Origin of the sequence: Pedobacter hartonius (genome assembly GCF_900107535.1) — a bacterium.
GTDB classification, from domain to species: Bacteria; Bacteroidota; Bacteroidia; order Sphingobacteriales; family Sphingobacteriaceae; genus Pedobacter; species Pedobacter hartonius.
The window spans coordinates 235,008-257,388 of record NZ_FNRA01000003.1 but is presented as its reverse complement, the minus strand read 5'-3'; the positions used below and the strand labels follow the sequence as shown (position 1 = coordinate 257,388).

The 22,381-nt window shown below is 42.0% G+C and carries 26 protein-coding genes; 22 read left to right on the top strand and 4 right to left on the bottom strand.

Annotated features, from left to right (window positions below; genetic code table 11):
- Positions 1–117 precede the first annotated feature (117 nt).
- The 7 genes from BLW16_RS07175 to BLW16_RS07145 all read left to right on the top strand — a co-directional run bounded on the left by BLW16_RS07175 (position 118) and on the right by BLW16_RS07145 (position 6,344).
- A complete protein-coding gene (locus tag BLW16_RS07175) occupies positions 118–978 on the top strand; it encodes a heme/hemin ABC transporter substrate-binding protein (RefSeq protein WP_090555879.1) in 861 nt (286 codons plus the stop codon).
- Positions 975–2,021: a FecCD family ABC transporter permease gene (locus BLW16_RS07170; protein WP_245735163.1), complete on the top strand. Its 1,047-nt coding sequence runs from the start codon at positions 975–977 to the stop codon at positions 2,019–2,021. Before BLW16_RS07175 ends, BLW16_RS07170 begins: the two co-directional genes overlap by 4 nt.
- 2 nt (positions 2,022–2,023) lie before the next feature.
- Positions 2,024–2,812, top strand: a complete 789-nt coding sequence (locus BLW16_RS07165) for a heme ABC transporter ATP-binding protein (RefSeq protein WP_090555878.1) — start codon at positions 2,024–2,026, stop codon at positions 2,810–2,812.
- A gap of 21 nt (positions 2,813–2,833) precedes the next feature.
- A complete protein-coding gene (locus tag BLW16_RS07160) occupies positions 2,834–3,859 on the top strand; it encodes a hemin-degrading factor (protein ID WP_090555877.1) in 1,026 nt (341 codons plus the stop codon).
- A 266-nt stretch (positions 3,860–4,125) separates the two neighbouring features.
- A complete protein-coding gene (locus BLW16_RS07155; protein WP_090555876.1) occupies positions 4,126–4,890 on the top strand; it encodes a hypothetical protein in 765 nt (254 codons plus the stop codon).
- 88 nt (positions 4,891–4,978) lie between these two features.
- Positions 4,979–5,644 carry a hypothetical protein gene (locus BLW16_RS07150; protein ID WP_090555875.1) on the top strand — a complete coding sequence of 222 codons (666 nt, stop codon included), beginning with the start codon at positions 4,979–4,981 and terminating at the stop codon, positions 5,642–5,644.
- A gap of 43 nt (positions 5,645–5,687) precedes the next feature.
- Entirely contained in the window at positions 5,688–6,344 is a 657-nt protein-coding gene (locus BLW16_RS07145) for an endonuclease/exonuclease/phosphatase family protein (protein WP_175470502.1), read from the top strand.
- Positions 6,345–6,882: 538 nt separating this feature from the next.
- Here the strand turns inward: BLW16_RS07145 and BLW16_RS07135 are convergent.
- Positions 6,883–7,653, bottom strand: coding sequence for an alpha/beta fold hydrolase (locus BLW16_RS07135; RefSeq protein ID WP_090555873.1), 771 nt, complete (start codon positions 7,651–7,653; stop codon positions 6,883–6,885).
- Positions 7,654–8,575: 922 nt separating this feature from the next.
- Between BLW16_RS07135 and BLW16_RS07125 the strand changes: the two genes are divergently transcribed.
- From BLW16_RS07125 to rplT, 13 genes are all read left to right on the top strand, one after another.
- Positions 8,576–8,809, top strand: coding sequence for a hypothetical protein (locus tag BLW16_RS07125; protein ID WP_090555871.1), 234 nt, complete (start codon positions 8,576–8,578; stop codon positions 8,807–8,809).
- Between the two features lie 6 nt (positions 8,810–8,815).
- Complete coding sequence (locus tag BLW16_RS07120; protein WP_090555870.1) at positions 8,816–9,232, top strand: DUF6266 family protein; 417 nt, start codon at positions 8,816–8,818, stop codon at positions 9,230–9,232.
- A 204-nt stretch (positions 9,233–9,436) separates the two neighbouring features.
- A complete protein-coding gene (locus tag BLW16_RS07115) occupies positions 9,437–9,661 on the top strand; it encodes a helix-turn-helix domain-containing protein (protein WP_175470501.1) in 225 nt (74 codons plus the stop codon).
- 270 nt (positions 9,662–9,931) lie between these two features.
- Positions 9,932–10,555, top strand: coding sequence for a DUF6266 family protein (locus BLW16_RS07110; RefSeq protein ID WP_090555868.1), 624 nt, complete (start codon positions 9,932–9,934; stop codon positions 10,553–10,555).
- Positions 10,556–10,601: 46 nt separating this feature from the next.
- Complete coding sequence (locus tag BLW16_RS07105) at positions 10,602–10,997, top strand: hypothetical protein (RefSeq protein ID WP_245735162.1); 396 nt, start codon at positions 10,602–10,604, stop codon at positions 10,995–10,997.
- Entirely contained in the window at positions 10,916–11,473 is a 558-nt protein-coding gene (locus BLW16_RS07100) for a peptidoglycan-binding protein (protein WP_175470500.1), read from the top strand. The genes BLW16_RS07105 and BLW16_RS07100 overlap by 82 nt, the downstream gene beginning before the upstream one ends.
- A complete protein-coding gene (locus BLW16_RS07095; protein WP_090555867.1) occupies positions 11,470–11,967 on the top strand; it encodes a hypothetical protein in 498 nt (165 codons plus the stop codon). Before BLW16_RS07100 ends, BLW16_RS07095 begins: the two co-directional genes overlap by 4 nt.
- 49 nt (positions 11,968–12,016) lie before the next feature.
- On the top strand, positions 12,017–12,388 hold the full coding sequence (locus BLW16_RS07090) for a DUF6266 family protein (protein ID WP_090555866.1): 372 nt from the start codon (positions 12,017–12,019) through the stop codon (positions 12,386–12,388).
- Positions 12,389–12,637: 249 nt separating this feature from the next.
- A complete protein-coding gene (rpiA, locus tag BLW16_RS07085) occupies positions 12,638–13,330 on the top strand; it encodes a ribose-5-phosphate isomerase RpiA (protein ID WP_090555865.1) in 693 nt (230 codons plus the stop codon).
- 144 nt (positions 13,331–13,474) lie between these two features.
- On the top strand, positions 13,475–15,400 hold the full coding sequence (gene thrS / locus BLW16_RS07080) for a threonine--tRNA ligase (RefSeq protein WP_090555864.1): 1,926 nt from the start codon (positions 13,475–13,477) through the stop codon (positions 15,398–15,400).
- Between the two features lie 13 nt (positions 15,401–15,413).
- On the top strand, positions 15,414–15,983 hold the full coding sequence (infC, locus tag BLW16_RS07075; RefSeq protein ID WP_090555863.1) for a translation initiation factor IF-3: 570 nt from the start codon (positions 15,414–15,416) through the stop codon (positions 15,981–15,983).
- Between the two features lie 28 nt (positions 15,984–16,011).
- On the top strand, positions 16,012–16,212 hold the full coding sequence (gene rpmI, locus BLW16_RS07070; protein WP_090555862.1) for a 50S ribosomal protein L35: 201 nt from the start codon (positions 16,012–16,014) through the stop codon (positions 16,210–16,212).
- A 75-nt stretch (positions 16,213–16,287) separates the two neighbouring features.
- The gene (gene rplT / locus BLW16_RS07065) at positions 16,288–16,632 is read left to right on the top strand and encodes a 50S ribosomal protein L20 (protein WP_037439531.1); all 345 of its coding nucleotides are present in this window, start codon (positions 16,288–16,290) and stop codon (positions 16,630–16,632) included.
- Between the two features lie 73 nt (positions 16,633–16,705).
- Here rplT and BLW16_RS07060 read toward each other — a convergent pair whose 3' ends face one another.
- Entirely contained in the window at positions 16,706–17,089 is a 384-nt protein-coding gene (locus BLW16_RS07060) for a hypothetical protein (protein ID WP_090555861.1), read from the bottom strand.
- Between the two features lie 133 nt (positions 17,090–17,222).
- A complete protein-coding gene (locus tag BLW16_RS07055; protein ID WP_090555860.1) occupies positions 17,223–17,999 on the bottom strand; it encodes an XRE family transcriptional regulator in 777 nt (258 codons plus the stop codon).
- 134 nt (positions 18,000–18,133) lie between these two features.
- Between BLW16_RS07055 and BLW16_RS07050 the strand changes: the two genes are divergently transcribed.
- The gene (locus BLW16_RS07050) at positions 18,134–18,484 is read left to right on the top strand and encodes a GIY-YIG nuclease family protein (protein ID WP_090555859.1); all 351 of its coding nucleotides are present in this window, start codon (positions 18,134–18,136) and stop codon (positions 18,482–18,484) included.
- A 166-nt stretch (positions 18,485–18,650) separates the two neighbouring features.
- Here the strand turns inward: BLW16_RS07050 and BLW16_RS07045 are convergent, their stop codons facing one another.
- Positions 18,651–21,101, bottom strand: coding sequence for a transglycosylase domain-containing protein (locus tag BLW16_RS07045; protein WP_090555858.1), 2,451 nt, complete (start codon positions 21,099–21,101; stop codon positions 18,651–18,653).
- Between the two features lie 204 nt (positions 21,102–21,305).
- Between BLW16_RS07045 and BLW16_RS07040 the strand changes: the two genes are divergently transcribed.
- Positions 21,306–22,187 carry a polyphosphate kinase 2 family protein gene (locus tag BLW16_RS07040; RefSeq protein WP_090555857.1) on the top strand — a complete coding sequence of 294 codons (882 nt, stop codon included), beginning with the start codon at positions 21,306–21,308 and terminating at the stop codon, positions 22,185–22,187.
- Positions 22,188–22,381: the final 194 nt, after the last annotated feature.

The following is a 22,381-nucleotide window of genomic DNA, read 5'->3' as shown; positions in this document are numbered from 1 at the left end:
CCTTTTTAAATATAATGGATCATGCAATTATCTACATTCAGACCGTTAATTAGATAAGTCTTAAGGAATAACCCGGAGACCTTATTGTTAAACATAGAGCTCTACATTTATTAAATTATGAAGTTAAATATTTTAGCAGTGGCCATCCTCGCTTTAAGCCTGGGCGCCTGTAACAATCAAACGAAAGAGCGGGCGGCGACGGCTTTGACCGACAGTACAAAGATCGTTTCCCTGAACGGTTCTGTTAGCGAAGTACTGGCAGCCATAGGACTGGAGAAAAATATTGCAGGAACAGATATTACCAGTAATTACCCTGCAAGTTTGAAAGCCAAACCCAAAGTAGGCCACAATAAAAATATCAATGCGGAAGGAGTGATGGCGCTGCAGCCAGACCTGATCGTAGGCATTAAAAAAGAGGTAACTCCGGCTTTGCAGGCCCAGTTTAAAGCTGCAGGTGTAAAACTGCTGCTGGTAGACCAGGATTACTCTGTTGAAGGCACAAAAAAACTGATCTATTCCCTGGCAGATAGTTTACATGCGTCGGCCAGGGGTGATTCTGTTATTAAAGTACTGGAGGCAGATCTTGAAAAGGTAAAGCCTGTTAGCGCGCAGGATAAGAAGCCAAAGGTATTATTCATTTATGCCCGTGGTACGGGAACAATGATGGTCGGCGGCACAGGTACAGCAGTAGATAAAGCCATCACACTTGCCGGCGGGCAAAATGCAGTAACAGAATTTGCAGATTACAAGCCTTTGACGGCTGAAGCGCTGGTGAAAGCCAATCCTGATATCATCCTGTTGTTTGACAGCGGTTTGCAAAGCCTTGGCGGCCCGGAAGGACTGGCTAAGGTACAGGGTGTCAAAGAGACAAATGCCGGTAAAAATAAAAAAATCATCAGTATGGACGGCGAGCTGCTCAGCAGCTTTGGGCCGCGTTTAGGAATTGCCATTCAGGAATTAGCAGTAAAAATTAAGTGATCAGAAAAACCGGATATATATTGCTCTCTCTGACGGCTTTGCTTATCGGCGTAATGGTCTTGTCATCCTGTATCGGAGCGGTTGAGATTAGTGTGCCTGAGCTGCTGTCTATACTGGCAAACCGTACTGGATTGTCGGATGTAGCTAATTTCAGGCCCCAGCAGGCGGCAGTGCTGCTGAACATCAGGCTGCCGAGGGTTTTTCTGGGGGTACTGATTGGGGCTGGTCTTGGTATTTCAGGGGCGGCTATACAAGGGTTGTTCAGGAACCCCCTGGCTGAACCTGGTCTGATCGGTATTTCATCTGGTGCTACCTTATTTGCGGTGCTGATGATCGTGCTTGAGGTTGGCGTGTTTAAGTCGTTAAGTGGTGTGATGGGATTCTATGCCTTGTCGCTCGCCGCTTTTACCGGTGCCTGTATCACAACGGGGATTGTTTACAGGCTGTCTGTCAGGAACGGCAAAACAGTTATTACCACATTATTGTTATCCGGTATAGCGATCAATGCGTTAGCAGGAGCATTTACGGGGCTGCTGACCTACATGGCTACGGATGAGCAGCTGCGGACCATTACCTTCTGGAGCCTGGGCAGCCTGGGAGGGGCCAGCTGGGCAACTGTAACCGGTTTGCTTCCCTTTATACTCATTCCGCTTGCTGGCTTGCCTTTTTTAGCGAAATCCTTAAATGCACTGGCCCTCGGAGATGCGGAGGCATTACATATGGGGATTGATGTGATCATGATTAAAAGAATAATCATCTTACTGGCAACGATGGCGGTGGGAGCTTCTGTTGCTGTGGCGGGCATTATCGGCTTTATAGGGCTGATCGTTCCCCATATTTTGAGGATGACCTTTACGGCCGATCACCGTTTGGTGGTCCCCGGTTCTGCGATTTTGGGTGCCGCACTGCTCAGCCTGGCTGATCTGGTAGCCAGAACGATCGTTGTGCCAGCGGAGTTGCCTATCGGTATTCTGACGGCTTTAATCGGTACACCCGTATTTTTATATATTATCATTACAGAGCGTAATAAAAATAAAATATAAATATGATCATCGCACATGAACTAAGTTATCACGCAGGTAAAAAGGAATTGCTGCACCGCCTGAGCTTTGAGGCAAAAGCCGGTGAGATGCTTGCGATCCTTGGTGCCAACGGTGCCGGGAAAAGTACGCTGATGAAACTGCTTTGCAGGGAGATCAGTCCCAGCCACGGACATATCATCTTCAGGGAACGGAACCTGCAGCAGTATAAACTTCCTGAACTTGCAAAACAGCGCGCAGTGCTCTCACAACAAAACACAATCTCCATTTCTTTTATCGTTACTGAACTGGTCATGATGGGCAGGTATCCTCATTTTGACCAGTTTCCCGGTGAGCGGGATATAGAGGTGGTCAGACAGGTAATGGAAGAAACCGGGATCACCGCTCTTGCCGGAAGGGATTACAATACGCTCTCCGGTGGCGAGCAGCAGCGGGTGCAGCTGGCACGTGTGCTGGCCCAGATATACGATACTCCGGATGCCTGCCTGTTTCTGGATGAGCCAACCAATGGGCTGGACCTGCTGTACCAGCAGCAGATGATGGAACTGGCACGGCGTCTGGCCAACAAAGGGTATTGTGTAATCTGTATCTTGCATGATATTAATTTTGCATCCCGTTTTGCAGATAAAATACTGATGCTGAAGGATGGGAAAAAGGTGGCGATAGGTACTCCTCTGGAAGTAATCAACCATGAAAATATCTATGAGACCTTCAATATCCAGGTGAAATTAATGGAATGTGAAGGATATGATTGTCCGCTGGTTATCCCGGCAATGATTCAAAATAATTTATAAAATATTTAAAGAACTTAACAGATGAACGTAATTGAACTGAAAAGCCAGTGGGAAGCTTTTAAAACTGAAAACCCTAAAGTAAGGATCAGAGATGCCGCCAAACGTTTGGATACTACTGAAGCAGAATTACTGTCTACTTTGGCCGGAACGTCAGTTACCCGTTTGAAAGATGATTTTCAAGGGGTTCTTAAAACTGCGGAAAGCCTGGGCAAGGTGATGGCTTTAACACGTAATGATTTTTGCGTACATGAACGCAAGGGTGTTTATTCGAATGTTTCTTTTACAGGCCCTATGGGACTGGCCCTGAATCCGGATATCGATCTTCGCCTGTTTATGTCTGCCTGGTCTACGGCATTTGCTGTGGATGAGAACGGGCGCAAAAGCCTCCAGTTTTTTGGAAAGGACGGGGAAGCCATCCACAAAATTTACCTGACAGAAACAAGTGATACAACTGCCTACGAAACGCTGGTACATGATTTTACTGCGGAAGATCAGCATGCGGCCCTGGTGATTGTTGCGGACAAACAGCAGGCGGAAGAGAAAGCAGATGCGGAAATTGATGTACCTGCTTTCCAGGAAAACTGGCTTACGCTGAAAGATACGCATGATTTTCACGGATTGTTAAGGAAATTCGGTGTGACAAGAATACAGGGTTTGCGCCTCGCACCTGAAGGACACGCGGTTCAGATCTCGTACGACTCCCTGAAGGACATTTTTAATAAGGCCTCGGAAACAGACCTGGAGATCATGGTATTTACAGGAAATAAAGGATGTATCCAGATCCACACCGGCCTGATAAAAAAACTGGTACAGGCCGGTCCATGGTTTAATGTGCTGGATCCTGATTTCAATATGCATCTGCGTGAAGACGGAATTGCAGCGGTATGGCTGGTGAAAAAACCTACTTCCGATGGTATTGTGACAAGTATTGAGGTGTTTGATGCAGAAGGTACCATTATCGTTCAGTTCTTTGGCAAGCGCAAGCCGGGAATACCGGAGAATGAGAACTGGAGACTGATGGTAAACGAACTTGCTGTTATACTATAGTATATCGATATATGATTAGGAAAGGGCGCTCATCGGGCGCCTTTTTTTGCCCATGTTACGCTGCAAATTTTTGATGCTGATTTGTTTTTCGGTGTAATTATCTAAGTATAAATACGCTATATGAATTTTAAGTAATTGTACTCTTACCAGACCGGCCGTCTGTTCATAGCTTTGAATTGTCACCTGAGAAGCGCTTCGGACTGACAAAGGCGGATACCGAAAAGCCTTAAAACAGAGTAGGTCGAAAACTGAAAAACTTAAATAACATGGCTACCACACAAGATCTTACATTAAACGCAATAACCGCAACCACTGTTGTTGACGCTACAACATTTACAATTGGTTTTGATTTTACAGACGCCGGTCAGAAAAAAAATCTGCAGTATCTGCAGGAAAACAATTACCAGTTATTTGCTTATAAAGGTGCTTCGGGACCAAAACAAATTACTGCAGGTTTACCAACCTGGTTTGCTGAACCATTTACAGAAATGTTTGGTGTTGTTGAAATCGATTACACGCCCAAATACAAAGTGTATGTATTTAACCAGTCTGTAATTGGTGCAAATACAACAATCAAAATGCAGGTATTATCTGACGAAGTTGGTTTAGGTACTGCCCTTGTTTTTAATTCAGACGGTTCTATTACCAGTACATCGGGTTCTGTTCCGGCGGACAGTATCCAGATCAAAAATAACAGACCTGCATCTACATCCAATGTAACAGTAGGTTTAGCAGCATTAATTAACGGTTCCTATGCTCCGTTTTGTGCATTTACTTCTACTCCGCAGGGTTCTATCAATATGACCCCACATGAAAAAATCTGTATGTTCGCTGCCCAGATTGGTTTACAATCAGGTTCAGTAACTGCAGAAGCGGCTGCCCCAGGATGTACATTTTCTTTTTCAGCGTCTACTATAGGGTATGATCTGCTGGTGATTGACGGAACTTATGGGTTGAGAAATGTTGACGGTACTCCGTATGTAACCCAAATCTCGTCTGGAGAATCACTGAATCAGCTGTTGAACCTCTGATTTCAGCATTCCATAAAGAACCACAGCGCAAGATTTCCTGTGGTTCTTTATCATCAACAGGTATTGGCAGTGATTAACATCGATAGCTATGGGTAGTGTTTCATTAAACATTCAATTTGACAGCAATGGTATCAGGCAGCTTAAAAGTAACAATGAGAAAGTTGTAATTATAAGATCTTTTGCGCAGGATGATGCTTACGCTGTTGCCTGTTTTGTTTTTTCTCCGTTTACAATAGAAAATATCGTGCAGTTTGCCCCTGTCTGGCAGGAATATGCTACAATACAGAAAATCGTTTCTTTTGATATCCTTACAGCTGGCATCGTCACCAGCATATCAGCCGGCTATAAAGCACAGTTGACTGGTGCTGAATTTCAGAATATAACTGCAGCATATTCATCTCTGGTATATGGTTTTGAAAACCTCAATAATGGGTATCCGGCAATAACAGGCGGGCTCACACAACAAATAATGGGCGACGGGAACATTTTCGATGCGATTGTCAATGTATCTTCTATTCCGTATAATCAAACCACTTATTACCAGCCGCTTGATTCTGTTAAAGTTTTTGTAGCCAGTGGGATTTCAAATAATATGATCATCCCTTTCAGTCTTCTTTCTCCTTCAGGCGGGATGAAAATACCCGAGCTGAGTACAACCGTAGGTAAATATCTGGAAGTAAATATCAGCAAAGATGCGGCTATCTATTTTGACAGCACCAACAACGTATTTGTTTTATTGCCAACACCTTATTAATCAAATTTATTATTCGTTATGTATCAGTTTTAACAGAAATATTATGAAATTAATTACATGGAATATGCAGGGTGCAAGCCATAGCACTGAAAATAAATGGAACGAAGGTGTGATGAATTTTTTTGGCAGCCGCAGTGCAGATATCTGCTGCCTTCAGGAGTGCGGCGGGGTTCCTGCCTCGGCACAACTGGTGAATGCCAACTATGGTGGTATCGTGAATCTACAATACTACACCTGGGGTACATTACGCAGTCAGAAACATATTTTATTTTATCCGGCTGACCCCAATGGAAATAGGTGCAATATTGCAATTGTAGCAAAATTTGCACCTATTGGCAGTGGCCTGGTCTTTCCCGCAGTTGCACCGGTATGGCGTCCGGCCCTTGGCTTTCAAATTGACGCAACAAATTTCGTATTCAGCTTTCACGCGATCAGTCCCGGCGGACCGGATGCGGCAAATATGCTGACAGCTATAAATAATACCGTTGGAAACAACTGGATTACAGCAGGAGATTACAATCGTGAACCGCCAACATTGCTTACACCTTATACAATCTGTCCGCCAAATAACAATACCTATTCCTCAACAAATCCTACCCGCGCAATTGATTATTGTGTGAATAACGTGAATAGTGCAATTACAGGGACTGTTTTAGGACTTTATTTATCGGATCATTTTTCTGTGGAGTATACTTTTTAGCGCAAATTGCCATTTAGCTTTCCAGCCCTATTGTGTCAATTGCAAACGCAGTTGCAAAAAAAAGCTGGTGCTTACGGTTATCCAGGCGGGCGGCCTTGCGGCTTGTTTACATAACATGACTCACAGCCTTAAAACAGCATGCCCATTACATGGGCTACAACTAGTTGTAGCCCATGTAATGGGCATGCTGTTTTAAGGCTTTTAATATGTTTTTTTAAAACCAGGCAGCTGATGATTAACTGAATTTTTTAATAGCATCCGGAGTAACAGGAGTAAAGAAATTAACTAAATTACCATCTTGGTCGCGAAACAACAATGAGCGGTTTCCCCAGGGCATTGTTGTCTCCTGAATAACCTCGCTTAATAAATCTTTAATTTTCCCGTATTGCTCATCAACGTTTTTTATTATTACCTGTTCAATCGTAATTAGCCTCACTTTCAGTGCACATAACAGGTGGAATTCTATAACCTTCCATTAATGAGTATCCTTTTCCGTCTTCTGTTGATATTGGCACACCTGCTTGTTCAGATAGTATGATTATTTCAACAAAAACTGCTCAACGATATTCAGATAAGTAGCTGGTTCTTCAAGCAATGGTATATGTCCGGAATATTGCATCTCCACAAATGTTGCATCTTTAATTAGTGAAGCCACTTCCTTTCCTTCTGCCGGAAAGTTTAATCCGTCGTACTTTCCGCTGATCACTATGGTTTTTGCTTTTATTTTCGAGAGCTCTTTTCTGAAATCAAACCCGGCAATAGCCTTATTTGCCACATGAAACTGTTCGGGGCTGAGTGTTGTTTTAAATAACTCCAGGTGTTTTTGCATCGGTTCAGGATCATATACTATATATTTTAGAAGCTTCGCAAGGATTGAATTCAAATCCAGGCCTTTAATCTCTGTTTCATGTTCTTTAAATAACCGTCCCAGAGATGAGGTGATTCCATTGGATTTTGTAACAGTCAATACCAGTTTATTGATCCGGTCCGGACTGGTAATTGCAACCAGCTGAGCAATATAACTGCCCATGGAAACTCCCAGCAGATACGTTTTTTCAATGCCAAAATAGTCCATGATTCCTAAAATGTCATTCGCGTGATCCTCCAGTGTATATTGTAAAGGTTTGTCTGACTGTCCGTGACCACGACAATCCAATGCAATGGTTTTAAAATTTTTAGACAAGGGTTTTATGAGGGTTCCGAAATGTGATTGATGATCTCCGCCTATACCGTGTATTAATATAATAGGGTATCCGGTCCCCTGAACGTCCACATATAGCTGAATGCCATTGATTTTTATAAGTCCCATATGATTTAAAATTTACCTCTATGATGTGCGTTTATCTTAATTAAATAAAAATTAAACGAAATACTTATGTGATTATTTTATTTGAGCTGAAGTCACCTCAATCGGTTAGGTTGGTATTTGATAATATAATAATGCTGGAATTATGATTCTCTACCATTGGCTGCAACCATTATTTCCTAACCTGTATAGATAATTTATTTTCTTTATTGTTTAATTAAATCTTGATACTTACATTTGTAGTATTAAAATAAACTGTATATGAGTAATTGTTAAATAATATATTAATTTTATAACATATATAGAAATTTTAAGTGTTCTATTTAAGAACCTCGTCTGCGCAAATGTGAAAATTTACCCTGGCAAATCTGTACGCGCGTAAATATGCTGACAAGGTTTATGAAAACGACAAACTCATGAAATTTTTCTCTGGCCTATGGCGTCATCAGGAAGGAGTTTTTCTGCCCTGTTCAACCCGTAAGAGTTCTGTTATCAGTATGTACCGCAGCAGGTTCAGGGAATTAGTCAGATCAAAGAATTCTGTGAAAAGCTTTCAGGGGCGTTTGGTAATTTTCAGGGCTTTCGTGAAGGAATGGTATCATTATGTGAATAGGATGAACGGATAGATAAAACTTAACACATATGAAATTAGCGTGTAGCTTTAAATAAGGCATTGCCCGGGTTTAGTTTTGGGCAATCCCGGTACACACCTACATTAATCCTACTGCAAACCTACCCCTGACCTACTCAGCGGGTAGGTTTACGATAGCGTTAAGATAGGAACAATAGGCGCTTAATGGATGGTTGCGTAAAAGGCAAACCGGCCGGAATGCTGCGCCAATTGCAGACATGTGCCGTCAGCGGGCGGGTTTTGCTTTAATTTTAAATTTTTGCTGCTTATTTTGGTTTAAACTTTAAACTCAGGATGATGGCAATACAAAAATATGGGCCTTTTGGCCCTTTCTCCGGAAAATTAGGAAATGTAATAGGTTATATAGACCAAAAGGGACAGCAACGTCTGCGTACTATTGGTGCGCACAAATTTGTTGATCCAAGTGTCCGTTTGCGTGAAACCTGGTTAAAAACGTCGCTGACCACGGCCTTTCTCAAACCAGTCATTGAATTCATCAGAATGGGTTTTGCTGCCCAGGCAAAATGAGAAGGAATGAGCGCCTACAATTTGGCCGCATCGGTAACAAGAAAGGCAATCACCGGAACTTATCCGGACCTGCAAATCGATTTCAGCAAAGTATTGTTCTCTTCAGGGATGATGCCCGTGGCAAGAGAACCCGAAACCATTGCCGTTGATGGAGGACTGATGTTTACATGGGATCATACCCGGCTCGAAAATGGAACAAGGGCTGGCGATCAGGTTATGCTGATGGCTTATTTCTCCGGGAACTCAAAGGCTGTGTTTTTAAGGAGCGGAGCAAAACGCAGCCAGGGGTATGAGTTTTTAAGCCTGCCAGTTCTTGCGGAACAAGAACCAGTTGAAACTTATATTTCTTTCATTTCAGAAGACCATAGCAGCATTTCAAACAGTGTTTACACCGGGCAGATCTTGTGGGGAGGTGTTAAATAATTATTTATATAGAAAATAAATTTCAGAAAGGCTACCGGTAATTTTAAACAGATGTTTGAAATTGTTTTCCGACTAGTTTTATTCTTATTAATTAAATTATGTAAATTAGTTGTAGCACATGTGTTTTTAATTATTGTTTTTTATTAACTTTTTATCATTTAAGAAATTATGTACAAAAATCTCAAAGAAATGATAACTAATTTGATGAATTTAGTTATCGATTTATCACACCTGGTAAAAGGCCATTTTGAATTAACCAGCGAACAAAATGATGCTTTCCTGAATACGGCGGATGTTGCAGACATTTTAAATTTGTCCGTCCGTACTATACAGCGTTATGCGCATAGCGGAATCATTAAGTATAAGAAAGTTGGGGGCACTAACTTTTATTTAAAATCAGATGTCTTTGCTTTGCTAAAAAACCGCTAAAATTAGTTCTCCATTTCCCCGCTAACTGTCCTTCTGATTACCTGCTGGTTGATCCCATCCCATTCTCACGAAATCCCGCCGCTATTCGAATTGTTGATATCCCATCCATTTTTTTAATCTTCCTCGCGGCAATTGATGACAAATTACGACACATCTTGTTGTTTGTTAGGTAGTTATGTTTTTATGTAATACTTTCGTTCAACAATTCAACGCTGCGCCGGCCTGCCTTGGATTGAAATAACAGCGTATTAAAATTTAAACTTAAAAAAAATGACAAAGTACAAAAACGGGCCGCTTGGCCCATTCTCGGGAAAACTAGGAGACAAAGTTTATTCCTCCTGGAAAAATGATGATGTAGTAAAGGATGCACCTGAAAAAACAACAAAAGAACCTACACAGCGGCAGCTAGAGCAACGCGAAAAGTTCAGTTTATTGACAGCATTTTTCAGTTGTATTTATGATGTGATCGCTGTAGGGTTCCAGGCCTTTACATATAAGATGACACAAATGAATGCTGCAATGAAATTTAATACGGACATTATTACCGGGGTTTCTCCAAACTTCAGTATCGACTATCCGAAAGTACTGATCAGTAAAGGAAAATTGAATGGGCCCATTGGTGTAAAACTTAAATGTGATGCCAGTGGGCAAATGAAATTAAGCTGGGAGTTCCAAGCTGAATGTGACCAGGCAACTGACAGGGCTTGTATTTTATTTTATGATGAGTCAATAAATGACTGTTTTATCATTTCAGGAATTGTGAGACGGGAGGATGCAGCACTGTTATTCTTTAAGCAGCATGATGCAATAGATGACCTTGTCCACGTATGGTTATTTTTTATTTCAGCGAACGGAAGAAAAGTCTCCAACAGTGTATATGCCGGGAATGGATAATATTTTGATAATTAACTAATTATTTACTTTAAAAAAAATATGTTTTATGAAACCTAAAATTATGCCTCTTTATGAGGTGTACGAGCCGGAATGGCCCGCAGTCTCCTTCATCACAAGATGGGAAAGAGAGCTTGTATTTCTTTTACTATTATTCATCTGGTGTTTTGCACCCTCATGGCTGCGTCTGGCAGATCGGACGACGGGCAGTGTAGATCAAAGCATCTGGCTGCTGATCCTGCTCAGCCTGCTCAGTTTTCTCCTCATCGCAGCATTGGTCTGGTGGCTGCTGCAGCGATCCTGGGCAAGGCTAAAGCTGCCTTCAATTGGTTTGATTGTTTCACATTTTAAAAGCTTAACCCCATGGCAACAATTAGGATTTTACTGGGCATCTTATGCACTGCTTTTGCTGGCAGCATTGGGATGTTTGATGGCCCTCTGCTAGAACAGCCCAGGGTGAAAGAACGGATACTGCGCTCTACTATTGTGCATCTTGCAAATATAGAAATTGGCACAATGGAAAAGACCGGACATAATGATGGCGGGCAGATAGAGCGTTACCTGGCAACCGTGCATTTAAAAAGGGGGCAGCCTTACTGCGCTGCATTTATATCGTGGGTGTTTAGCAAAGCCGGCCTTCCTAAACCCAGGTCTGGATGGTCTCCCGATATGTTTCCCCCGTCAAGGATATCCAAATTGGCACTGCCTGCAAATTTGCTGGGCATCTATTTCCCTGAATACGGTAGGATTGCACATGTGGGCCTCATTGCCGGTACTAAGGATGATTGGGTGATTTCCGTGGAGGGAAATACAAATGTAAACGGCAGCAGGAACGGGGGCGGCGTGTACCGCAAGTGGAGACAGATCAGGACTATCTATAAGATTGCTGATTGGGTGTCAGAAAGGAGAGGAGGGCCATGAGAGTACTGGCGTTAGGCTGTCTGCTGCTGGTCAGCTTTGAGGCCTGTAGCTTATTCAGGCAGACTACGAAAACCAAAGAAGAAGAAAGCACATCTGCCCGAACCGACACCGGTTTGAGAATCATTTCGGAGCGAGAGCGCAAGGCTTTCTCGAATATGCTCACCTTTAAAAGAGATTCTGGAAGCCGTAATTATACCGTACAGGTATGGCCATTGGGAAATTTTACTTTTTCGCCTGAGCGGGGTTTTGAGGGGCAGGCAGAAAAAGTCCTGATCACCGGTCAGGACCGGCAGGTAAGGTCTTCTTCGAATCTTGTGAAAACGCAGGAGTTGAGCAGGGGTAAAACTACTGGTGAGTTAAAGCAAAGTACTGAGCGTAATGCTAAAAGCAGCATCAATAAAACAGAAAGTTCTCCATCCTGGAAATGGATAATTGGTATCACTGTTTTAGTTTGTCTGATATTGATCTGGAGGTTTAAGCCCAGTCTTTTTTGAAATTTTACAACCACAGTTTTGGTTTTTTCCGGAACTGTGGTTTTCTTTTTTGATAACAGTATGGTTATTTAAATATCTGGCGATAATTGATGACAATAAACGACACAACCAGCTGATTATTGCGGTAGTGGCTCCGGAAGGCACAGCAAAAGTAAGCTGGACAGTAAATTCATCCGAAACAGATCTTAACCAGGATACAGATTACGTTATTGCTGTTTTTTACGGCACGACTATCAATAAGTATATCCTGGATATGAAGATAGCAGCGCGTAAAGATGTATCTTTCGTAGCGTCGTTTCCCTTCGTGTTCTACGGACATCCTGTTCAGGGATGGATATTCCTGGTATCAGCCGATGGAAAACGGGTGTCAAATAGTGAATATCTGGGGCAGCTTCTAAATTACAGCCTAACCAGATTTTAAATTCTCCTCCCAAATGCAGAGTGACAGCTTCACATTAGGGGTAATCCGACTTAATCCCTCACTATAATCTTTTTCCCTTTAATTTTAAATTTGACTTCCCCGCTTAGTTACAACATAACCAGTACATCAGATATGTTTGAATATCTTGAAGTGGGCGATGGATTATTTACTGTCCTCTTTTAAAGAGTTTAGTTATTTTGTTTAATTTTATGGCGCCTAACCGCAAAATCACCATTTAAGCTTAACATTTTGGATAAGGAACCAACGAATACAAAAGATCTTGAAAAACAGGTTGCCGCACGTGAAGCCGTTAAATATATCCGTGACAATGATATTGTCGGACTGGGAACCGGATCAACCGCTTATTACGCTATTCTTGAAGTAGCAGAACTTGTGAAAAATGGACTGAAGATCAAAGGAGTACCTACTTCTGAACATACAGCATCTCTGGCTACTTCCCTTGGGATTGAATTGCTTGACATGAATTCTGTAGAATACATTGATGTAACGATTGATGGAGCGGATGAATTTGATGTGCAGCTCAACCTGATCAAAGGAGGAGGAGGTGCACATTTCAGGGAAAAGATAGTTGCTTCACTCACAAAAAAAGAGATCATCATTGCCGATGCGGCAAAAAAAGTAGATAAACTTGGTAAATTCAAAGTACCTGTAGAGATTGTTCCGCTGGCCCTGAATTACGTGAAAAGAGCATTGACAAAACTGGGTGGAACCGGCGAGGTGAGGATGAAGGATGGTTCTCCATTCATTACTGATAACCATAATGTGATTATAGATGCCGATTTCGGACTGATTGAAGATGCCGCAAAACTATCCGAAAGCCTTAACCAGATAGAAGGAATTCTGGCGCATGGTTTATTCGTTAACCTGACAGCAATGGTCATTGTTGGCAAGGGAACTGAAGCCCTGACCTATACCAAATAAGCGGCGGTTACTTACACTAAATAAAAGTATTGGGATTCATTTTTCCTATTTCTTTCTTAAAACCTTATCTTTGTAGCTGAAAGATCACCTTGTAAGTGATTATTAAATAATATCAATTAATTCACATATAAATCATAGTTGTAGATGATTAACATTACATTACCGGATGGCTCGGTCCGTCCGTACGAAAATGGGACTAGTGCCCATCAGATTGCTTTATCCATTTCTGAAGGCCTTGCACGTAACGTGCTTGCCGCAGAAGTAAATGGCGAGGTCTGGGATTCATCCAGGCCCATTGAAAAAGACTCAACAGTAAAACTGCTCACCTGGAATGATACCGCCGGTAAGGCTACTTTCTGGCATTCTTCTGCGCATATGATGGCAGAGGCGCTGGAAGCACTTTACCCGGGCACAAAATTCGGTATCGGCCCGGCTATTGAAACAGGGTTTTATTATGATGTGGATTTTGGAGACCATGAATTCTCATCGGATGATTTTAAGGCGATTGAGAACAAGTTCATGGAACTTGCCAAACAGAAAGAAGTTTTTGAGCGGACAAGTGTTTCTAAAGCTGATGCGATTTCCTATTTCACAGCAAAAGGAGATGAGTATAAGCTGGATCTGATCCAGGGACTGGAAGATGGAAAGATCACCTTTTATAAACAGGGTGCATTTACAGATCTGTGCCGTGGCCCGCATATCCCGAATACCGGATTCGTTAAAGCTGTAAAGCTGATGAATGTTGCCGGGGCGTACTGGAGAGGGGATGAGACCAAAAAACAACTGACCCGGATCTATGGAGTTACTTTTCCAAAGGCAAGCGAGCTGACAGAGTATTTGCTGATGATCGAGGAAGCGAAAAGACGCGACCACAGAAAATTGGGTAAAGAACTGGAGCTGTTTGCTTTCTCTGAAAAAGTGGGTATGGGACTGCCGCTGTGGCTGCCAAAAGGAACTGCCCTGCGCGAACGTCTGGTGAGCTTTTTAACTAAAGCACAGGGAAAGGCTGGTTACGAGCAGGTGATCACCCCACATATTGGTCACAAGAATTTATACGTTACTTCCGGACATTGGGATAAGTACGGCAAGGATTCATTCCAGTCGATAAAGACCCCGCAGGAAGGAGAGGAGTTTCTGTTAAAACCAATGAACTGCCCTCACCATTGCGAGATCTATAAAGTTAAACCGCGTTCTTACAAAGATCTACCTTTACGTTTTGCTGAATTCGGTACGGTTTACCGCTATGAGCAGAGCGGAGAATTACACGGCCTGACAAGGGTGCGTGGATTTACCCAGGATGACGCCCACTTATTCTGCAGGCCTGACCAGGTAAAAGAGGAATTTAAAAAGGTGATTGATCTGGTACTGTATGTGTTTAAGTCCTTAGGGTTTAATGACTATACCGCACAGGTATCATTGAGGGATCCTGAAAATAAATCCAAGTATATCGGTACCGATGAAAACTGGAAACTTGCAGAAGACGCCATCATTGAAGCGGCAGCTGAAAAAGGCCTGTCTACCGTTGTAGAATTAGGTGAAGCGGCTTTTTATGGCCCTAAGCTGGATTTCATGGTAAAAGATGCGTTGGGCAGAAAGTGGCAGCTGGGAACTATTCAGGTGGATTATAACCTGCCTGAGCGTTTTGAACTGGAATACACAGGCAGTGATAACCAGAAACACAGACCGGTGATGATCCATAGAGCGCCCTTTGGTTCCCTGGAGCGGTTTGTGGCAGTTTTGATCGAACATTGCGCAGGTAACTTCCCGTTATGGCTTTCACCTGAACAATTTATAATCCTTCCTATTTCAGAAAAGTATGAAGATTATGCTAAAAAAGTTTCAGATGAACTAAATAATTCCGATATTCGCGGTTTGATTGATTTCCGTGACGAGAAGATAGGCAGGAAGATCAGGGACGCAGAGGTTAAAAAGACTCCATATATGCTGATCATTGGGGAGAAGGAAATGATAGAAGGCAAGTTATCAGTGAGAAAGCACGGTGAAGGCGATTTAGGAGAGATGACCATAGAGGCGTTCAGAGAATTATTAATTAAAGAAATAACAGTTTAAATAGTATATAAATTTGGCATTAGGCAGACCAGGATTTAACAGGGGACCACGTCCTCCTTTTAAGAAAAAAGAAGCAGAACATAATATTAATCAGTTTATCAGGGCCCAGGAGGTCAGGTTAGCTGGAGATAATGTTGAACCGGGGATTTATCCTTTGGCAAAAGCTTTAGCCCTTGCCGATGAACTGGAGCTGGATCTGGTAGAAATATCACCTAATGCAGTGCCTCCGGTTTGTAGAATAATCGATTACAGCAAGTTCGTTTACGAACAAAAGAAAAAGCAGAAAGAGATTAAGGCAAATGCTAAACAAACAGTAATTAAGGAGATCCGTTTTGGTCCTAACACGAATGATCATGATTTTCAGTTCAAACTGAAACATGCACAGAGTTTTTTGGAAAGCGGTGAAAAAGTGAGAGCATATGTACATTTTAAAGGTAGGGCAATCGTTTACAAAGAGCAGGGGGAGATCCTGTTGCTTAAGTTTGCGCAGGCTTTGGAAGACATAGGAAAAGTTGAACTGTTGCCTAAATTAGAAGGTAAACGTATGTTCTTAACCCTTGCTCCAAAAGTTGTAAAAAAATAAATAAGTTACATAGATAATAACACAGGTTATGCCAAAAATGAAAACCAATTCCAGTTCTAAAAAGCGATTTTCGATTACTGGAACAGGTAAAATTACTAGAAAGAACGCATACAAAAGTCACATTTTAACAAAAATGTCTACTAAACGTAAGCGTAATTTAGGTCACACCTCAATGGTGTCTGCTGCTGATATGGGCAACGTTAAGCGTATGCTTGCTATCGGTAAATAATTAATTTTTTAACCAGGTACCCGGTAGTAAGTTTGCTGAAATACGCAACACCGTTTATCAAAAAACAACAACACTATGCCACGTTCGGTAAACGCAGTAGCTTCGAGAAGAAGACGGAAAAAAGTCCTTAATATGGCCAAAGGCTATTGGGGATCAAGAAGTAAAGTATTCACTGTAGCAAAAAATACGGTTGAGAAAGGTTTGCAGTATGCATACCGTGACCGTAAAGTTAAGAAAAGAGAATTCCGCGGTTTATGGATTCAACGTATCAACGCTGGAGCCCGTCAACATGGTATTTCTTATTCTCAGCTGATTGGTAAATTGGCTACTAAAAATATCGGTTTAAACCGTAAAGTTTTAGCTGATTTAGCGATGAATCACCCTGAAGCTTTCAAAGCTGTCATTGATACAGTTAAGTAGAAATAAAAAATAGATCAATAAAAAAGGGGAGCAATTTGCTCCCCTTTTTTATTGATCAGTAATTTCTGGTGAATTAAGCTTTTTTCTCTTTTGAGGCTCTTTTCTGAGCTTTCTTCTCCGTCTGCAGGGCGGTCAGCTTTTTCTTTTGTGCTGCGTTGAGAACCTTATCCAGTTTTGCCTCAGTTTCCATTTTAATCGCTTTGTGCTGATCTTTCTGTGCCTGTTTTGCTTGATGACCTGATGTGTGCAGGCTTTCGGCTTTCTGAAACTTATCCAGCTCTATGGCATAAACTTTTTGCTTTTGATCGGCAGTCAGTGAAAGCTCCTTTTGCAATTTAGCGGTACTTTTCTCTGCTTTTTGTGCCGGAGTGGTTTTTTCTTTATGGGTTGCAGTCTGTGCATGGGCTGCAGTAAATCCAATTAAAGCGATAGCGAGTGTCAGAAATAGTTTTTTCATGTCTGTAATTATAGGTGATGACTAATCATGAGCCTTTCATTTGAAGATGCAGGCTCTCATGACCGTCTCATTTTGTTTGGTTTTGTGTATTGGATCAGAAAAAAGCAAAACGGTTTAATCCAGGGATGAAATATTAATTTTTATTCATTTGTGAAAGTGATTTCTGCATCTGGGACATCATATTGGTCAGGGTTTCTATCGTAGGCTCAGGTGTAGGATCAGGCAGGGTAGAGCTGATAAAGGCTTTTGCTTTCCAGATCTCCAGAATATCTTCGGCTGCCACCATATAAGGGTCATACATCTTGTTATCTGAAACAAGTTTCATCTCTTTGTTCTCTTTGAAACGGTTTCCTGCGCGTTTGTATACCACCCCTTCATTCTTGCTGACAATTACATAGGTTTCTCCGGTTTTAACATCATTCCAATTGTCCATATACTCTCCAATGATCACACTTCCGGGCTGGATAGGCAACATGGAATCTCCCACGATCTCAAAAGCCCTGAAAGTACCCTGTTTTAATGCAGGCAGGGGAAGCTGAAATTTTGGCAGGTCTTTGATATATTCAGGGTCAGCAAATCCATTTAAATAACCTGCACTGGCCTTTACGGGAACCATTTCAATATTCTCATTGTCATGCTGATCAACGGAAATACTGAGGATCCTGAGGTTGGATCCCTGGCTTTTTAATTTTGGTTTCCATTTTTCATTGACAGTTTCGTTGATAAACTCATCAATTGTCAGTTCAAAATACTCTGCTATTTTTTTTAGTAATTCATATTTAGGCTCTGCCCGGTCTTCCTCGTAGGCACCTACGAGTGATCTTTTAATTTCCATTAAATCAGCAAATTGCTGTTGTGTATGGCCTTTTTTCTTTCTTAAGTATTTGAGATTGCTGGAAATATTCGACATAAAATAAAAGATTAGAAATAATTTGTTTTTACTAAAATAGTTAGTAATATTGTACCAATAAAGTTAGTAATATTTATTCGTACTCCAAATATATATACTAATTTAATTAGTGGTAATAATTTAAGCTGAAAGCAATGAAAAAATTTGTCTACATCGTAACCGATAGGAACCGTACTAGTTTACACGTTGGAATGAGCGCTGATCTGATTAAAACGCTTGATTTTTACAAGCAGATGCCAAGCCTGTTTTTTGACAATGCACAGCAGCTTACCCGGTTGGTTTATTTTGAAGAGTTTAAAACGGAGAGCCAGGCGCTTAGTCGCTTTAAACTGATCAGCCGGTTTACCAGAATGCAGAAAGAACGTCTGGTACGTTCATGTAACCCCGACTGGATTGATCTGACCATAGGTCTGGATTTTGAGCATATCACCATGAACAGGCCAATACCTACGCAAGTGAAAATGCCGCTGACAATCATGTCATAGCTTTCTTGACCCGGCGCCATTATATAGCAGTACATAACATAACTACTGCCATAAATGAGAAAGGCCGGCTGGTTTTTGAGTTCCATCCGGCCTTTTGTGTATATGCTTGCTGTTTCGGAGATATACCCTTGCGCGCCATTCTGCTTCTCCAGATCAGGTCCAAGGTCTAGTTCTCTGTTTTCTCGTTCTTTTTTCTCTCCCGTTCTTCCTGACGCTGTTTTTTTCTGAGTTCCCGCTCTTCCTTACGGGTTAAGGGTGCTGGCGGCAATTGTTTTGGTGAAGGTTCAGGGGCCTTCTTTTCTTCAGGTTTTACTTCTTCCTGTTTTTCCTGGGTAGCGGCTTCGCCTTCGGCAGGCGGAGTAAAACTGGTTGAATCTACAGCCAGGCTATCCGTTGCTGCCGTATCGGCAACATAAACAGGTGTAGGGCAGTCAATACTCCTGGTAATCGGCACTGTTGCTTTAGGGAAAGGCCCATAGGTATAACCGGAGCTCTTATCACGGTAAACTTTTTCCATGAATTTTGCAAAGATAGGAAGCGCAGTATGTGATCCTTCGCCAGTTTCACCGTTTTTAAAGTGGGCAGAGCGTTCGTCACAACCCACCCAAACACCCGTTACCAGGTCTTTAGTGATGCCCATATACCAGGCGTCTACATAATCAGATGAGGTACCTGTTTTTCCGCCAATCTGGTTATTCTTTTTCCAGAGATCCCATTCCCATAGCGCCTGGGATGTTCCTCCCGGTTCTTCCATTCCACCTCTGAACATATAGAGCATCAGCCATGCAATTTCTTCTGAAAGTACCCTTTTTGTCTTGGCTACAAAATCCTCGATCACATTATTGTCCTGGTCAGTAATTTTCTCTACCAGGATCGGATCTGTTCTTACCCCTTTGTTAAGGAAAGTACCATAAGCCCGTACCATTTCGTATACGGAAACATCATTAGGACCTAAACTTACAGAAGGTACAGATTGCAGGTGGCTGTCGATGCCGCATTCATGCGCCCATTTTACCACATTATCCCATCCTACCTTTTCCGTTACCTGTGCAGTTACGGTATTTACCGAACGGCCCATGGCAGCGCGGAGTGACATCTCTCTGTAAGTCGTATTCCAGTCGGCATTTCTTGGTTCCCAATACTCCGTTTTACCGTTTTCTTCGTATTTGATTCTTACAGGTTTATCCACGAAGGTATCGCAGGGGCTCATGCCACTTTCAAAAGCAGCAAGGTAAGCGAAGGGTTTGAATGTAGATCCTGCCTGCCTTTTGGCCTGGTTAACGTGATCGTATTTAAAGAACTTATGGTCTACGCCGCCCACCCATACTTTGATCTTGCCGGTAAACGGATCGAGTGTCATCATACCGGTATTCATGATCTTTCCATAATAGCGGATAGAATCCAGTGTAGAGAAAAGCGTATCCCGGTCTCCCTTATAGGAGAAGATCTTCATTTTCTTCTTTTTATTGAAATAGGCTGTGATGGAATCGGGTGTATTTGCATATTTCTTTTGTAACAGGGAGTAGATCGGCAGGTTATGCATGGCACGGCCGGGGTAATCAACTTTGTGCTTTTCCGAATCTTGCCATGGATCTTCATTGCCCCATACATTGTAAAATCTCTTTTGTATGATCCTCATCTGATCTGCCACCGCTTCCTCTGCATATTTCTGCAGTTTAGAGTCGATGGTAGTATAGATCTTTAGTCCATCTTCATACAGATCATACTTGTTGTCTTTACACCATTTTTCGAGGTACTTGGATACAGCAGCTCTCAGGTAGGAATCTCCGTCACTTCCTTCATCTATTCTTCCTGCTTTTAGTTTCAGTGGCAAGCTTTTATAATCGGTTAGTTCAGCATTGCTGATGTATCCGTATTTATTCATCTGGGACAGAGAAACGTTCCTTCTTTCCAGGGCACGTTCCGGATAACGTACAGGGTTATAGGTAGAAGTTCCTTTGAGCATTCCTACCAGCATGGCTGATTCGGGAACGGTAAGGGAATCTGTCTGTTTATCAAAATATATTCTGGCGGCTGTTTTGATACCGTAAGTGTTGTTTCCAAATGATACCGTATTGAGATACATGGTAATGATATCATTTTTGGAATAGTTAGATTCCAGCTTTACTGCGGTCATCCATTCTTTAAGCTTTGAAACAATGGTACGGACAACGGGGATATGTTTGATAAACCCCTGTGACTTATTGTACCTGGTCCTGTACATGTTTTTAGCCAGCTGCTGGGTGATGGTGCTCGCACCACGTCTGTCCCCGGTTGCTGTGGAGAGTCCGCTGGATAACAGTGAGCGGAAGTCAATCCCCATATGTTTGTAGAACCTGACATCTTCCGTAGCCACCAGCGCATTGATCACACTAGGGGATATTTGTTTAAAGTCAACCGGCGTGCGGTTTTCCTTGTAATACCTGCCTATCAGTACACCATCTGAAGTATAAAGTTCTGATCCTACGCTGAGGGTTGGTGTTTTAATATCATGGATAGAGGGGGAGTAACCAAACAGCCAGAGAAAATTTAGCTGCAGTGCGCAAAAGAAGATGATGATACTGAAGATAAATATGGATAAATATCGGAGGTATTTATTATGGATCTCTTTAAACATTTGATATGGTCAAAAAATTTAGTAAAACAGTTCTTATGAAATTCTTGTTAAAGACTTAATGTGCAAATTAACGTAAATAAATCACTAAAATTTTAGCCATTCTAAAATACGTTGCCTTTCATTGGCTCCGGGTAGTTTAAGCTGCCTGGTTTTAAGCAGATTAAACAATCTAACCTACCACACGGTTTTTTAAAACACATATAAATGAGCAAAGATACAGATCGCTTTTTGGCGCCTTCAGGGCGGAAAATAAAATTGAAAGACTTTAGTACAAATTATACGGGAGATACGGACAAAGAGGTCGGGAAAGTCACCCTCGAAGTAGTGAAGGAGAAACTGAGCAAATACCAGGAGACCTTATATGCAGGAAACTCACATTCCGTTCTGATCATTTTTCAGGCAATGGATGCAGCAGGGAAGGACAGTGCCATATCACACGTAATGTCTGGCTTAAATCCGCAGGGCTGTCAGGTGTTCAGCTTTAAAACGCCTACTGCCAATGAATATGAACATGATTTTTTATGGCGGCATTACCTGGCCCTTCCGCAAAGAGGGAGGATAGGTATCCATAACCGCTCTCATTATGAGAATGTACTGGTCTGTAAGGTGCACCCCGAATACATTCTTAATGAAAGGATCCCGGGATATGCCGATACGAAAAAGGTGAATGATGATTTCTGGAAAGCGCGTTATGAAAGTATCCGCAATTTTGAAAAACACCTTACAGAGAACGGGACGATCATCCTGAAGTTTTTTCTGCATGTTTCTGAAGAAGAGCAAAAGGAACGTCTGATCGAAAGGATCAATGACCCCTCAAAAAACTGGAAGTTTTCTTCGGCAGATCTTACGGAACGGGACCTCTGGAAGAAATACATGTCGGCCTATGAAGAGGCAATAAATGAAACCTCAACAGAGAAAGCACCATGGTATATCATCCCGGCCGATAAAAAGTGGTTTGCGCGTTTGACCATCAGCCAGGTCATTGAGCAGGCTTTTAAAGATCTCGATCTTAAATTTCCGGAATTGCCTGAACAGGAAGTGGCTAAGCTGGAAGAGCACAAGGAAAAACTTCAGGCAGAAGCATAAGTAATCAGGGATTGAAGCTGAATATTAACGTGCTAAATCGTAAGTTATTCATTTGATGGCAGATAGGCTCTACATTAATGGTAAGATATTTGTTACAATAAATATAGTGTGTGTAGCGCCTCATAATTTATGATAAATTTAAGGAAAAATAGTGTGTGTTTTGAGCCCCTTTTACCGATTGGTAGAGGGGTTTT